The sequence below is a fragment of the Paenibacillus sp. MDV22-iso6 genome (assembly GCF_058408365.1).
Genome location: NZ_JBZVDZ010000002.1, coordinates 33,140 through 46,965, shown reverse-complemented (window position 1 = coordinate 46,965; position 13,826 = coordinate 33,140). Strand labels below are relative to the sequence as shown.

14 protein-coding genes are annotated in these 13,826 nt (G+C 46.7%); 6 read left to right on the top strand and 8 right to left on the bottom strand.

Annotated elements, in window-relative coordinates; translation table 11 throughout:
- Positions 1-305: 305 nt before the first annotated feature.
- The gene (gene dhaK, locus AC4PM4_RS06505) at positions 306-2,075 is read right to left on the bottom strand and encodes a dihydroxyacetone kinase subunit DhaK (RefSeq protein ID WP_491613136.1); all 1,770 of its coding nucleotides are present in this window, start codon (positions 2,073-2,075) and stop codon (positions 306-308) included.
- On the bottom strand, positions 2,076-3,218 hold the full coding sequence (locus AC4PM4_RS06500; RefSeq protein WP_310851978.1) for a glycerol dehydrogenase: 1,143 nt from the start codon (positions 3,216-3,218) through the stop codon (positions 2,076-2,078). It abuts the gene before it with no gap.
- Between the two features lie 370 nt (positions 3,219-3,588).
- Here AC4PM4_RS06500 and AC4PM4_RS06495 point away from each other — a divergent pair, with 370 nt between their 5' ends.
- A complete protein-coding gene (locus AC4PM4_RS06495; RefSeq protein ID WP_491613135.1) occupies positions 3,589-4,620 on the top strand; it encodes a PocR ligand-binding domain-containing protein in 1,032 nt (343 codons plus the stop codon).
- A gap of 140 nt (positions 4,621-4,760) precedes the next feature.
- Positions 4,761-5,750 (top strand): aldo/keto reductase family protein, encoded by a 990-nt coding sequence (locus AC4PM4_RS06490; RefSeq protein WP_491613134.1) that lies wholly within the window; start codon positions 4,761-4,763, stop codon positions 5,748-5,750.
- Between the two features lie 52 nt (positions 5,751-5,802).
- Here the strand turns inward: AC4PM4_RS06490 and AC4PM4_RS06485 are convergent, their stop codons facing one another.
- The 4 genes from AC4PM4_RS06485 to AC4PM4_RS06470 form a co-directional block, all read right to left on the bottom strand.
- Positions 5,803-6,693: a LysR substrate-binding domain-containing protein gene (locus tag AC4PM4_RS06485; RefSeq protein WP_491613133.1), complete on the bottom strand. Its 891-nt coding sequence runs from the start codon at positions 6,691-6,693 to the stop codon at positions 5,803-5,805.
- A 32-nt stretch (positions 6,694-6,725) separates the two neighbouring features.
- On the bottom strand, positions 6,726-7,196 hold the full coding sequence (locus AC4PM4_RS06480) for an SMI1/KNR4 family protein (RefSeq protein WP_491613132.1): 471 nt from the start codon (positions 7,194-7,196) through the stop codon (positions 6,726-6,728).
- Positions 7,197-7,396: 200 nt separating this feature from the next.
- A complete protein-coding gene (locus AC4PM4_RS06475) occupies positions 7,397-8,497 on the bottom strand; it encodes a threonine aldolase family protein (RefSeq protein ID WP_491613131.1) in 1,101 nt (366 codons plus the stop codon).
- Positions 8,498-8,503: 6 nt separating this feature from the next.
- Complete coding sequence (locus AC4PM4_RS06470) at positions 8,504-9,379, bottom strand: LysR family transcriptional regulator (RefSeq protein WP_063566038.1); 876 nt, start codon at positions 9,377-9,379, stop codon at positions 8,504-8,506.
- Positions 9,380-9,516: 137 nt separating this feature from the next.
- Between AC4PM4_RS06470 and AC4PM4_RS06465 the strand changes: the two genes are divergently transcribed.
- From AC4PM4_RS06465 to AC4PM4_RS06450, 4 genes are all read left to right on the top strand, one after another.
- A complete protein-coding gene (locus AC4PM4_RS06465; protein WP_491613129.1) occupies positions 9,517-10,506 on the top strand; it encodes a quinone oxidoreductase family protein in 990 nt (329 codons plus the stop codon).
- A 133-nt stretch (positions 10,507-10,639) separates the two neighbouring features.
- The gene (locus AC4PM4_RS06460; RefSeq protein ID WP_491613128.1) at positions 10,640-10,864 is read left to right on the top strand and encodes a hypothetical protein; all 225 of its coding nucleotides are present in this window, start codon (positions 10,640-10,642) and stop codon (positions 10,862-10,864) included.
- A gap of 36 nt (positions 10,865-10,900) precedes the next feature.
- Complete coding sequence (locus tag AC4PM4_RS06455) at positions 10,901-11,119, top strand: bacteriocin immunity protein (protein ID WP_465115410.1); 219 nt, start codon at positions 10,901-10,903, stop codon at positions 11,117-11,119.
- A gap of 104 nt (positions 11,120-11,223) precedes the next feature.
- Positions 11,224-12,012, top strand: a complete 789-nt coding sequence (locus AC4PM4_RS06450) for a formate/nitrite transporter family protein (RefSeq protein ID WP_053784134.1) — start codon at positions 11,224-11,226, stop codon at positions 12,010-12,012.
- A 204-nt stretch (positions 12,013-12,216) separates the two neighbouring features.
- On the opposite strand, the gene AC4PM4_RS06445 is transcribed toward AC4PM4_RS06450, so the two are convergent.
- Positions 12,217-13,203, bottom strand: coding sequence for a WXG100 family type VII secretion target (locus AC4PM4_RS06445; protein ID WP_491613126.1), 987 nt, complete (start codon positions 13,201-13,203; stop codon positions 12,217-12,219).
- Between the two features lie 51 nt (positions 13,204-13,254).
- Positions 13,255-13,713 (bottom strand): acetyltransferase, encoded by a 459-nt coding sequence (locus AC4PM4_RS06440; RefSeq protein WP_491613125.1) that lies wholly within the window; start codon positions 13,711-13,713, stop codon positions 13,255-13,257.
- Positions 13,714-13,826: the final 113 nt, after the last annotated feature.

Genomic DNA, 13,826 nt, shown 5'->3' with positions numbered 1-13,826 from the left:
GTCTCCATACTTATATCCACTATCCACGTTAATGAAACGTTGGATATGGATTGAATCTTATAATTACACAAAAACGAGATGCAGTCATATTAATTTGGTATAGACACAAGAGCGAAACAGACAGAAAGGACCTGAAGAAGCGGAGCGTACTCCTTTATCACCGGATTTCTCCCTTCAGGGGAAAATCATTGAAATCCGGGGGTAAGAGAGATCGAAAGGTTTTCTGTCTGTGTAGTTCCTGAGTGTCTAAATCAAGTATGGTCTGCAATCGGAGTGACCAAGTGTAATCTCGTTGCACTCCATATTTATTTCATTGCCTGGGATAGCTCTGTGAAAATAACCCCCAGCGCATATGCGCCAGCATCTGGGTAGCCCAGACTGCGATCGCCAACAGCACCCGCGCGGCCCATACGTGCCACGATGTCTTCTGTTTTCTTCGCACCTTCTACCGCGGCTTCAGCACCTTTGGCAAACGCCGTTTTGAAGTCATCTCCAGACTTCGCACTGTGCGTCCATGAGTCTGCACAAGGGACAAGTGCGTCAATTAATGTCTTGTCACCTACAACGGCACCACGTCCGAAGGAACGTTCTCCTGTAGATTGGATCCCTTGGACTGCCGCCTGCATCATGTCAGCGAACTCTGCAACGTTCATTGACTGCTTGTCACCAACAGCTTTGCCTGCTGCCCGGAATGCCGAACCCCAGATTGGGCCAGATGCACCGCCGCAGTATTCCATAATGACAAGAGAGCAGGCATCGAGGAATGAACCGATATTCTTTTTCTCTTCGTTCACGATATGGTTCCATTCGCGTTTGAGCTGTCTAAAGCCCTTCGCTACGCTCATGCCAAAGTCGCCGTCACCCGCATGGGAATCCAGTTCACAGAATGGTACTTCGTTCTTGATGATGATCTCACTCATCTTATCGATCAGGTAGACGATATTATCCAGGGAGAATTGATTGTTGTTGATCACCGCAGACGTTGCAGGTGTCTCCACTTCATAGGATACTGGCGCATCTTCAGTTACGACGGCTTCCAACGCTTCGGAATATGCCACTTGCGCTACTGGAGGACCAGACACTTTGAAAGCAGGTGTATCACTTTCCTTGAACAACAACGTTTTCAGTTCATCGTCCAGTTTCAGGATGGTTACCGATGCTCCTGCCATATCGATACTCGTCATGTAATTGCCAACAAACGTAGTGGCTACAACCAGTCCTGAACGCTGTGCCAGCTCACGCTGAACCGAGTTGTTGAGCAGATAGAGCTCCTGTAAAGGTGTCGCACCAAATCCATTGACAAGCACTGCAATCTCAGCGGATGCATTATTGTCCAGCTTCATGTCTGCAAGTAGCACTTTAACCATGCGTCCTGCAAGCTCATCCGCAGATACCAATTTCTCGCGGCGAATGCCTGGCTCACCATGAATTCCTACACCGAATTCCATCTCATCTTCAGCGATTTCAAATGTCGGTGTTCCTTTGGCAGGCACGGTACAGGATGTGAATCCAAATCCGATGCTGCGAACGTTCTGGGCTGCTTTCTCAGCAACAGTTTTCACCTCTGCCAGACTGCGGCCTTCTTCGGCTGCGGCTCCAGCGATTTTGTGCACCAGTACGGTTCCGGCAACGCCGCGGCGTCCTACCGTATACAGACTGTCTTGAACAGCAATGTCATCCTCAACCCGTACATATTGCACGTCAATGCCATCTTCCTCGGCAAGATGCGCTGCGTTTTTGAAGTTCATCATGTCGCCACTGTAGTTTTTGATGATTAGCAGCGTACCCTTATTGCTGGCTGTGGCCTTGATCGCCTGGTATACCTGAATCTGGGAAGGGGATGCGAATACATCTCCACAGACCGCAGCATCCAGCATGCCTTTGCCTACATAACCCGCATGAGCCGGTTCGTGTCCACTGCCACCGCCGCTGATGAGGCTAACTTTATCCCCATTAATCTCTCTGCGTTTAATGACTTTATATTTTTTCAAAAATTCAAGCTCCGGGTGCGCCAGCGCAATCCCGTTGCACATTTCCATGACAACATTTTCAGCCTGATTGATAATTTTTTTCATTTATTTCGCCTCCCGGCGAGCTTTTTTGTAGTCCCGTCCCATACGGTCAGCAGCCGCAATGGCAGCAGCCACTTCAGGAACAGTAATCGGGAACGGCATGGCGTGAATGGATTCTTCCGGAATACATGCGATCTCGGCCACCTTCAACAACTCTTCCTGAGTAATGGTATCTACACCGATATCCGCCAAGCTTATAGGCAGTCCCACTGCGAGACAGAAGTCCATGACTTCATGCAACTCTTCGGTTGGTGCGTTTTCAAGGACGAGTTGTGCAATCGTACCGAATGATACTTTTTCACCGTGGAAGAAGTGATGTGTACCCTCCAGAACAGTCAAACCGTTGTGGATCGCATGGGCTGCAGCCAGACCGCCACTTTCAAATCCAAGTCCAGACAACAGAATGTTGGTCTCAACGATGTTTTCCAGCGCTTGAGTCACGACGTTGCTGTCACTGGCTACTTTTGCTTTCAATCCATCCGTCAGCAGCATTTCATAACAAAGTTTTGCGAGAGCAAGTGCTGCATTCGTACCTACTGCGGATGGCGTGTATCCTTCACGGGAACCCATCGGCAGACTTGCGTTAACACGAGAGTACGACTTTGCTGTAGCTCTTGCTTCGAAGTACGTAGACAACGCGTCACCCATACCCGATACAAGGAAACGTGTTGGTGCGTTTGCAATAACCGTTGTGTCCACGAGAACAACACTTGGGCTTTGTTTGAAATACGCATAGTCATCAAAAGCACCTTCCGGCGTATACAACACAGCAGAGTGACTGGTTGGCGCATCCGTTGCTGCGATGGTAGGACAGATGATTAGCGCTTCGCCTTCTGCCACACATTTGGCTGCATCGATCGCTTTACCGCCACCGAGGCCAATTGTACATGTGCATCCTTTTTCTTTCGCAATTTCCTGGAGACGAGCAACTTCCTCGCGGGAACATTCCCCTCTAAAACCGCTTTCAACAAATGTAATATTGAATTTTTGTGCCGTTGCATCGAGCTTCGCCTTTACACGCTGTACATCATCCGGATGTGCGATCAGCAATGCAGATTCACCAAAGGATTTCACAAAGTAACCGAGGTTCAACAATTCGTCTTCGCCTTGCACATATTTCGTTGGACTAATAAATGCTTTTCTCATAATGATATAAACCTCCTATGGATGATATAAGTTCGTTTTCGTTTACTGCATAAATGTCCTGCATACCTTCAACAAGGCTATCTGATGTAATTCTTAGATGAACTTAAACATTAAATTTTAAATACTCACAATTAACCTAAATATATACCATGCATGTGAGGTTTACAGTGGATTTTGATAACAAATTATTATAATTTGCAATCGTAATTTTTTGCTTTTCAATGGAATCATGGTATCTTATTGTCATGCGATAGGTTAATTTTTGACATCATCTATACATTACCCGTCATTAACTCATCTTAATATGTACAACTTGCTAACTTTTAACGAACGAAATCATTCATCAGGTTAGCTATGGAGGGTTCCACCCATGATTAAAGAATATCTGCACATCAATAAAATCCTTGATCTGAATAAATGGAAGCGTCTACAGGATTCTCTTGCCACTGTGACCAAGCTGGCTATTCTAACCGTTGATTATAAAGGCATTCCCGTAACCAGCCATAGCAGCTGTCAGGCCTTTTGCCAAAATGTTCGCAAAGATCCCGAACTGCTCCCCTACTGCCAAAAATGTGATTCTCGTGGTGGTCTGGAAGCCGTTCGATTGAACGAACCTTATGTATATCTGTGTCATTTTAATATCGTGGATATCGCGATTCCAATCACCATTGACGGAAAATATATCGGTGCGGTAATGGCAGGACAGGTGAAGCTCGCTGACCCGGAGAAAGATACGGAACTGGAACAGATCGTCACGTCCAAGAACGTGCCTATGCATGCTGCAAAGCTAAAGGAATTACAGGACGATTATGACCAGCTGCCTGTCATGACCTATGAAGAGGTTGTGAAAATTTCCAACATGCTTTCTTTACTCTGTAACTACATTGTGGAGGAAGCACTAAACAAAAATTTACTGGTGGAAATGTTCGAGAAAGCTTCGGGGCATCAGGAGTCTCTGAATCTGTCCACTATTCTGCCCGGATACTCCATTCGTAATATTGAGTCGATCAAAAAAGAAATGACCAATGCGATTGCAGATGCCTATCTTAAAAACAGTCCAAGTGATACAGAGAGCTCCAGCCCGGTGCTCCAACCTGCCTTTGAATATATCCACAGTCACAAGAGTGAGCAAGTCTCGCTTAAACAAATGGCCGATCTGTGCCACCTGAGTCCAAGTTATTTCAGCAGGCTGTTTGCCAAGGAAACGGGTGAGAACTTCACGACTTATATTGCACGACTCAAAATCAAATGGGCCAAGCAATTGCTTGAGGTTACGGACATGCCCGTGTCACAGATTAGTGATGAACTGGGGTTCAATGAATCGGGTTATTTTATCAAAATATTTAAGAAATTCGAGGAGATTACGCCAGCCTTATATCGCAAATACATGCAAGAACAATGAGCGGGTTTAACCATACGTTTTCGTTACAAGAGAAAACTCAGTGATATCTTTTTCATATTAAAGATGGGGTTAAAAGATATTTCACCTATTAATCTGCCATTGCTACAATGGAGTCCAGATTACTTAGGGAGGCGTCACGAATGGAATATCGCAAATTGGGAAACAGCGGTCTAACCGTCAGTGAGATTTCACTGGGCAACTGGATTACACATGGAGCACAAGTGGATGATGGAACCGCAAAAGCTTGTGTCCGAGCTGCTTTGGAGGCAGGCATCACGACATTTGATACGGCAGACGTCTATTCCAACACCAAGGCAGAAACTGTGTTAGGACATGCTCTAAAGGAGACTCGAAGAGAAAGTATTGAGCTGTGTACCAAAGTCTGTCATCCAACTGGCTCAGGTCGCAACGACAGAGGACTTTCCCGCAAACATATCATGGAGGCCTGCAACGCTTCATTGCAAAGATTGCAAACCGATTATATCGATGTCTATTATGCTCATCGTTATGATCCAAATACGCCGCTGGAGGAAACATTCCTTGCGTTTGCCGATCTGGTTCGTCAGGGCAAGGTTCACTATATTGGAGTTAGCGAATGGACTGCGGCTCAGATTGAAGAAGGTTCCGCATTAGCTAAGGAGCTTCGCGTGCCTTTTATTGCGAGCCAACCACAGTATTCCATGTTATGGCGGGTTATTGAGCAGGAAGTTGTACCAGCAAGTACACAAGCAGGTCTGGGCCACATTACATGGTCTCCCCTGGCTCAGGGCATACTATCTGGTAAATATATTCCGCACGAAGCGCTGCCAGCCGGATCACGTGCAGCTGCCGAGGCTGGAGCACCCTTTTTCAATAATCTTGCTGGTCGGTGGTTACGTGACGACGTTCTGACTGCTGTTCAGCAGCTTATTCCACTCGCGAAAGACATCGGGCTGACGCTCCCTCAACTTGCCGTCGCCTGGGTTCTTCAGCATCCGTATGTGTCATCCGTCATTATTGGGGCATCCCGTCCAGAGCAAGTCCTTGAGAATGTGAAAGCCTCTGGTGTTCAACTGGATCGGGACATCCTGTCCCGCATTGATGAAATATTAGGTGAATGGATTGAGAGAAACCCTGCCAAGACGGGTTAGTAGCTCTTCTTAAACTACTCTAACCATACTATATAAGTTGAACTAATCATTTTCACGACAACCCTTCAACAATTTCATCTACAATATTCATAAAACGGGAAATCACTTCCTGATTCATGTCCGTCCGCCATGCCGTGTATAACGGTACGGAGGGCGGACTTTCTACTAGTGGTAGAAATACCACACCCCTCCGCTCGAACACATCTACTGAAGAAGGAACGATGGATATCCCCATGCCCGCTGCAACGAGATTCACAATCGTGTACATCTGAATGGCTTCCTGTGTAATACGAGGATCTACACCATGCTCCCTGCAATAATCCAGGATAAGACGATGGAACGGAGAGCCCAGATGCCGCGGGAATAAAATAAAATCTTCGTCCTCCAGCTCGGTGATTGACACCTGAGTCTGTGCAGCTAAAGGGTGATGGTCTGGCAGCACTGCGATTAATGTTTCCGTCTGACAGACCCGGAACGACAAATGTCCGGTATGATCCTGATACCGCAAAAATCCAATATGGATCTGTCCATCTGCTAGTGCCTGCAATTGTTCGGACGAGGTCATCTCGTGCAACGTAAGTTCAATCTGCGGGTACGCCGCACGGAATTTTCTCAACACATCGACCATAATACTCCCTGAAGCCGAATCCACAAAAGCAACCGTTAAATGTCCAATGATCCCCTGGTCAGCCTTCTGCGTAAGCTGGATGGATCGCTCAAGTTGGGCCATGATCAGCCTCGCCTGTTCCAGAAACACGGCACCGGCTGCCGTGAGACGAACCATTTTTTTCGTGCGTTCCAACAGCTTCACGCCGAGCTCTTCTTCCAGATTCTGAATCTGCTGGCTCAGCGGCGGTTGCGTCATATTTAATTTCTCAGCCGCACGGTGGAAATGAAGCTCCTCCGCCACGGTGATAAAGTATCGTAATTTTCGAATATCCATACGTCTGATGTACTTCCCTTCCGACTAACCTGTTACTTCATCTGTTCCTGAACCCAAATGGCTGATTCAGCCAGCATCATCATTAATTCATTAAATTCCACGGCAATCTCACGAAGAGGCAGTTCTCCCGCATCGTGGATCAACATCAGGACCTTACCGGAAGTTTGATCCAGTATAGCGATGCTTCCTTCGCCAAATCCACCAATCGGGAATGGTTGTAGCTCAACGGGCAACTCGTATTCCTTCTCATATTCACGGTATACAACCAGGAACCCGGGATACGCCCAATCCAATTCTTTCACCGAATATAAAGCAGGATCACCGAAGTTGCATGCACCAAATTCAAGTAGGAGCTCACGGTACACTGCGGGCAATCTCACGTTATACTTTTGCTCAAAATCCTCAATGCTCTGTTGCGTTTCAGGAGTACACCCTTCTCCCATTGTTGTATTGTAAGCTTCAACCAAAAGATCACGAATGGGTTCCAAACCTATCGACTCCACTTGAACTCCTCCTCTATAAATGAAAATCAATGAAATTTTGGTCCACAAATATGTTCACTATTAACGACATGATGATACCAGAAGCTACATTATTACTGTTATTGCTGCATTAAAGTACCTTTCGTCACCTATCTTTCTTTTCCTGCAACAAAAATGCCCTATCCAGCAAGTGGATAAGGCAGAATAAGCATAGCTTTATTTTAGTTCACATGTTTCCGCAGTTCTTCATCCAGCCATTGCAGCGCTGAATGCAGCTTGTCCTTGGGTACATTCTGATAACGATCCCCCGTTGACAATTCAAAGGCACAGCTATTAGCACTGGTCTGCTGCAAGTATGAAGTAATCCCTATCCCGAATTGCTGGGTCATGGATGCTAGAATACGCTCCACCTCGGCTTGGGCCCAGGGAAAATGTACGTGAAACATATTGGAGACGGGTACTTCTGGCAATGTACGTATACCGTGACACGCATTTAACAAGGAAGCAAGTTCCTTCGCCTGCTCATAATAAAGCCCCATTTTGCCAATCCGTTCATTGAAATAATATTGAGAACTAAGAATATATGGATATAGGCCGATCAGATCGCCGCCGTGCCGACGCTTCCATATTTTCGATTCTTGCATAACATCCGTATCTCCTGCCAATATGGCCCCAGCAATTCCTCCAATGCCTTTGTAAAAAGACACGTAGACACTATCGAACAGACTGCAAATCTCGGCGGGTGTCTTCTGATAATAAGGCGTGATTTCGAACAAACGTGCCCCGTCCAGATGAAGCTTGATTCCACGTTCACGGCAATAGGCCGAGATTGCCTCCAACTCTTCATAGGCAGGCAATTGTCCACCAATCTCGCGTTGGGGCAGTTCAAGCAGCAGGCAGGAAATCTCTTCATTCATCCCCTCCACATCTTCCAATCGAATCAATCGGTCCTTATCCGCCAGCAAAATGGATTCAATGTGATGTAGTTCCTTCAGTCCGTCCTCTTCATGAATTTCCAGATGAGATAAAGGATGATAAGCTACCCGCTTGATGCCTCTGCGGTCACACCAGATACGTAGCGCAATTTGCTGCGCCATCGTACCACTGGGGAAAAATACAGCTGATTCCTTACCCAGAACGTCAGCCATCTGCTGCTGGAATTGATCAATGATTTTGCCGTTGCCATAATGATCACTATATTGTTCCCCATCCACCTGCTCCAGCGCTTCCTGAAGTACTTTGACTTTACGACTTCCGTGACCGCCTATAATAAACTCTGCCTGATTAAAAGCTTCCGCTAATGTTAACTCTGTATTCTTCAAGGTTATTTACTCCTTTATTGTTCTGGTTTTTTGGTTCGTTATCATCTGCACCAGTGCACCCAGCGCTCCGTATTGATGCTCACTCCGGGAATGCACAAATCCTACTTCCAACCTGCGATACGGATCAGGCAAAGATAACACTGTAACCTCTCCTCTCCTTTCGGCTTTCGTAACCGAGGATCGTGGGAGCAATGACACACCTATTCCCGCAGATACGCCATTCATAATGGTGTCCAGTGTTCCATATTCCGTAACGTTGAGGGTGTGCACGCCTTGATCTTTCAAAAAGGCTTCTGCCTGCGCGCGATGGGTACAGCCTACTTCAAAAAACAACATCGGTTTGCACAATAGAGCATGCATTTCATGGGTTCCGGGTTCTGCAATCAGTACCAACTCTTCGTCGTACACTTTCATATAGTTCAGCTCAGGGTGGTCGATCGGGCCATATACCAAAGCTCCATGCAGCTCATGTTGAATGACCTTCTGATTGAGTTCATGTGTCCCCCCTGTAATTAACGAATGCTGAACCTCGGGGTAACATAAACGATATTCAGCGAGCAGCGGCGTCAGATAACTGGAGGCAGCGGTCTCAATCGCACCAAGACGAAGCATCCCTGCAGGTGGATTTCCGATCTGCGTTGCCTGCTCCGCTTCATATAACAAATGTAATATTTTATCCGCATATCCCAGTAAATTCTCACCCGCTGGTGTGAGCGACATGCCCCGGTTGGAGCGATGAAACAGCGGTACTTGCAGCTGATCTTCCAACTGTTTAATTCGTGTTGTTACATTGGATTGCACATAATTCAGCGCTAATGCTGCTTTGCTGATACTGCCTTCGCGGGCAACCGTCTGAAATATTTTCAAATCTCCTGCATCCATGCCCTGATCACCTGCTTGTTATCTATTATCTGAATTGATACTGACATTCATTTTTGTTCATTTTACGTGAATCTGCCCCATCTGTACAATGAGGCTCAGTAGTGAAGTTTTTGTATACACAAGGAGGAATTTTGAAAATGAAAGCTATTATACATTCCGGCCAAAGCAGCCTTGAAGGTCTTCAATATACAGAGTCAACATCTCGGGCACCCGAAGCCGGTGAAGTACAGATCCAACTGAAATCTGCTGGAATTAATCATCGTGATCTGTTCATCATGGCAGGACGTACATTCCAAGACTCACCACTCATTCTTGGTTCCGATGGAGCAGGTGTAATCATAGCAATTGGAGATGATGTAGAGAACTTATTTGTAGGTGATGAGGTCATTATTCACCCTACTCTCGGTTGGGACCACGCTGTTGAAGTACCCATTGTGCCCGATATTGTAGGAGGCCCTACGGATGGAACTCTCGCACAATATATTACGCTGCCTGCTAGAAATGCCTTGCCCAAACCCTCTCATCTATCATGGGTGGAAGCAGGGGTGTTGTCCCTTTCGGCTTTGACAGCATACCGCGCCTTATTCACTCGTGGCGGACTTAAGCAGGGTGAACATATCCTCATTCCCGGTATTGGCGGCGGTGTAGCGACCTATGCCCTGCTCATGGCCGTAGCTGCGGGTGCCAAGGTAACCGTTACATCCAGAAGTGAAGCCAAGAGACATGAGGCCCTGCGTCTGGGCGCTTTCCAAGCTCTGGACAGTCATGCAGACTGGAGTCTGCAGAATGATCTTGATCCTGTTGACTTCATCTTGGATAGCATCGGACAAGCCATGTTCCCAAAATATTTTGATATAATCAGACCAGGTGGCCGTATCGTGATGTATGGCGCAAGCTCGGGAGATGATCTGGCTGTTCCAATCCGCTCGATCTTTTTCCCGCAAGTTAGCCTGATTGGCACCTCCATGGGCAGCCGTGAAGAGTTTATTCAGATGCTGCAATGGGTAGAGAAACATGATATACATCCTGTGATCGATGGTATATATCCGCTACAGGACACAGTGAAAGCATTCGAACGTATGGAAAAGGGAGAGCAGTTTGGCAATCTTGCTATACTCGTGGAGTGACATCTGGTTTTAGATGGACCTTCATTAATTAGGTAAAAATCATTTTTACGATAATGGGGGAATCCATCTGACCCGTCTCGCTAAACGTACAGCAATTGTTCTTGTCGCGATTATACTTTTGGCCCAAATTCCGATGTTGAAAGCAACCTTTGCCCGCGGGGTAACTACGCTATATGTGAACATAAAGTACCCCGAACGATCCTTTCAATACAGGGATTTCATCTATGAATCTCATTTTGGAAGCTATCTCATTTCTTATGCTGATCAAGAAGAACAACTCATTAGCCTGATGCTTGAGCCCAAATTTTTACCGGTGATCGTTACGTATGATCCATTGGATCAACCCATGAAAGACTAGTTTGTTCACTCTATGAATCCTTCAGGAGGTATCGATATGGCTAACCATTTGCATTTGGTCGAAAGGGTTCGCAAACTGATGAATGCCGAAGGAACAGAAAATGAACTGGATGAGATGCTAAACGAGCTACAGCAACAGATGCCTTATGCTGAGATCAGTAATCTGATTTTCTGGGATAATCGAGACCTGACACCCGAACAGATTGTGGAGGAGGCGCTAGCTGCTAATCCAATCATTCTTCCGCCCAGCCCTTAGTTCTTATCCTATTAAATAAACATCACAAATCCAGTCCATCTCTCCCCAACTTCCATATTTTCGTTATAATGTAAACAAGACATCAGGAAAACAGGAGGCGAATTATGGAAACGGAAGGTTTACGCAACGTAGAGAAGCTGGCGCTGAAGAAACACAAGATTTACAAACAAAGCTTGATCAGGTACCTTGCACGCTCCATGCTCGCCAGCATGTTTATCGGGTTTGGCGTCATCGTGGCGTTCAAGACGGGTAACTTCTTTTATATGGAGGATTCCCCTTTTACATACCCTATGGCGGCTCTCACGTTCGGCGCGGCAATTATTCTGATCGCCTATGGTGGCGGTGATCTTTTTACAGGAAATACGTTTTACTACACCTATGCTGCCTTACGCAAGAAACTGAAATGGTTCGAAGTGGTGAAGCTGTGGATCGCGAGTTACAGTGGAAATCTGATGGGTGCGGCAGTATTTGCCCTGTTAATCTACCTGACGGGTCTTTTCGATTCATCTCAGGTGAATGGTTTTCTACTGAGTGTCGTAGAGCACAAGATGGAGGCACCAGCCATGCAGCTCTTCTTCCGGGGCATTCTGTGTAACTGGCTCGTATGTTTGGCGTTCTTTGTGCCAATGTTCATGAAGGAGAATGGTGCAAAAATGTTCGCCATGATGCTCTTTGTCTTCTGTTTCTTCATCTCGGGATATGAGCACAGCGTCGCCAATATGTGTACGTTTGCGATTGCACTGGTACTGAACCATCCGGGGACGATCTCATTTGGCGGGGTTATTCACAACCTGATTCCGGTCACGCTCGGCAATCTGGTGGGCGGCGTGCTGCTGATGGGTTTCATGTATTATGCGGTGAACAAACCTTTTCTGGACGAAGAGACACACTAATTTTTGAGCAAAAAAATCCCCCTTATTAGCCCGGTCACCTGACCTTGGCTGGACGGTAAGCCAGACCACAAACACCCGCGCAACCTTTCCATCCTGTGATGAAGGTTGCGCGGGTGTTTGTTTATGGGCAGGCTCACTATGTGCCTGCCCTCGGTTATATCTGCCTTTTATCCGAATGGAGGCTACAAGGCTTGACCCGGTGGCTTAGTTATACTCACGCCACGGAATATATTCAATATCGTTGTCGCCACGCGTGACCACGATCATATTCTCGATTTTGCCCGTATCTTTGTTGGTTCGGTAGATCATCGTACGCGTCTCGCCTTCTTCCGGCACGGAGAACAGGAACTTGTCCGCAACAAAGGAGGAACCGAGCCCTGTCGCATGTTCTGTAAAGGCAGATCCGCTCTTGCTGGTCAACAGCAGGCCGATTCCATAAGCTGTAGCCGTTTGTGCTCCTTTGCCAAAGAGATGCTCCCCTTGACTGGTCGTATGGGTTTGTTCCCAATACTCGTATTTTTTCGTATCCTTGTTGTAATCCACGACGTTACCCTGTTTATCCAAGCTGATGCTGGTCGTTTCACCCTTGTCGCTTTTCACCTGATACGTACCTACAATCGAATCCTCGGTAATTTTCACCGTCTTGCCTGTGTTCGGATCGGTTTGATAGATTTCGTCCTCATATTGAAGCCGAATAACGTTCATGCTGGCCTGAAGCTGCTGCGCCAGTTTCTCGTCACCCATTTCCTCGGCTTTCTTCAACATTTCCTCATAGTTTTTGTAATCCTCGGCGTCCTTCTTATCCCAATCCTCCATATTCTCCGGAGGACCTGACGTTTTGCCCGAGCCATCACCTTTATGTTTACCGAGGGACGTAAGAGTCTGTGCCGCAGCCAAAGCCACCATAAGAGCCTTGTTCACAACATCTTCATCCGTGGTGCGGAAACGCTCAGCAATCTTCTTGAGTTCCGACTGAATGGACAAGACCAGCTCAAGGACAGACTTCATTGTACCTTGAGCCGTTGCATAATCGTTATAAAAGCGCTCCCGCTCCATTCCGTCCCAATTGCTGCGCATGACACGGATCTGGCTATCCAATGTGGACATAAACTCCGACAATTGCTGATGTGCCTGGGCGAATTGCCCACTGACTGTATCCAGTTGTTCCGGTGTTACCTTAATCTGTGTCATCCTGCACGCTCCTCTTCGTCATATTCCTCCTATTTCGTGGTCCACCGATCTTTATCTTGCAGCCTGATCTGCCTTGACCTCCAGATGCAGCAGCGGAAACGGATTACCGGAACCATCCAACTCGGAACGACCTATTTGTACAAATCCCATTTTCTCGTAGAATCGGGCTGCTCCAGCATTCTGCTCATTGACATCCACCTTGAGGTGACGGCCTTTGATGTTAAGGGTATGGTTGATCAGAAGACGCCCCAGGCCCTGCCCGTGCTGACTGACATCTACAAACAACATCTCAATAAAGTTATCATCCAAACCGATAAAACCAACGGGTTCATTGTCAGCATCCAGCGCTTCCCATACCTCGACTTGCCTTTGCTGCAACACGTCGCTCACTACTTTTTTATAGAACTGGATGTGATGTTCTTCCAAAAACGTATGTGTTGCCCGAACGGCTCTCTCCCAAATCTCGACCAACTTGTTATGATCCTGTTCACGATATGAAGTGATTAACATGTCCAACGTATTCTCCTTTTCCTAGAAAACAATTATGTAAACATTCGATCCTGCGATTGGACTTGGTTAATACATCAAATTTTATATAACTCTACGCATATTTTACCATGCCC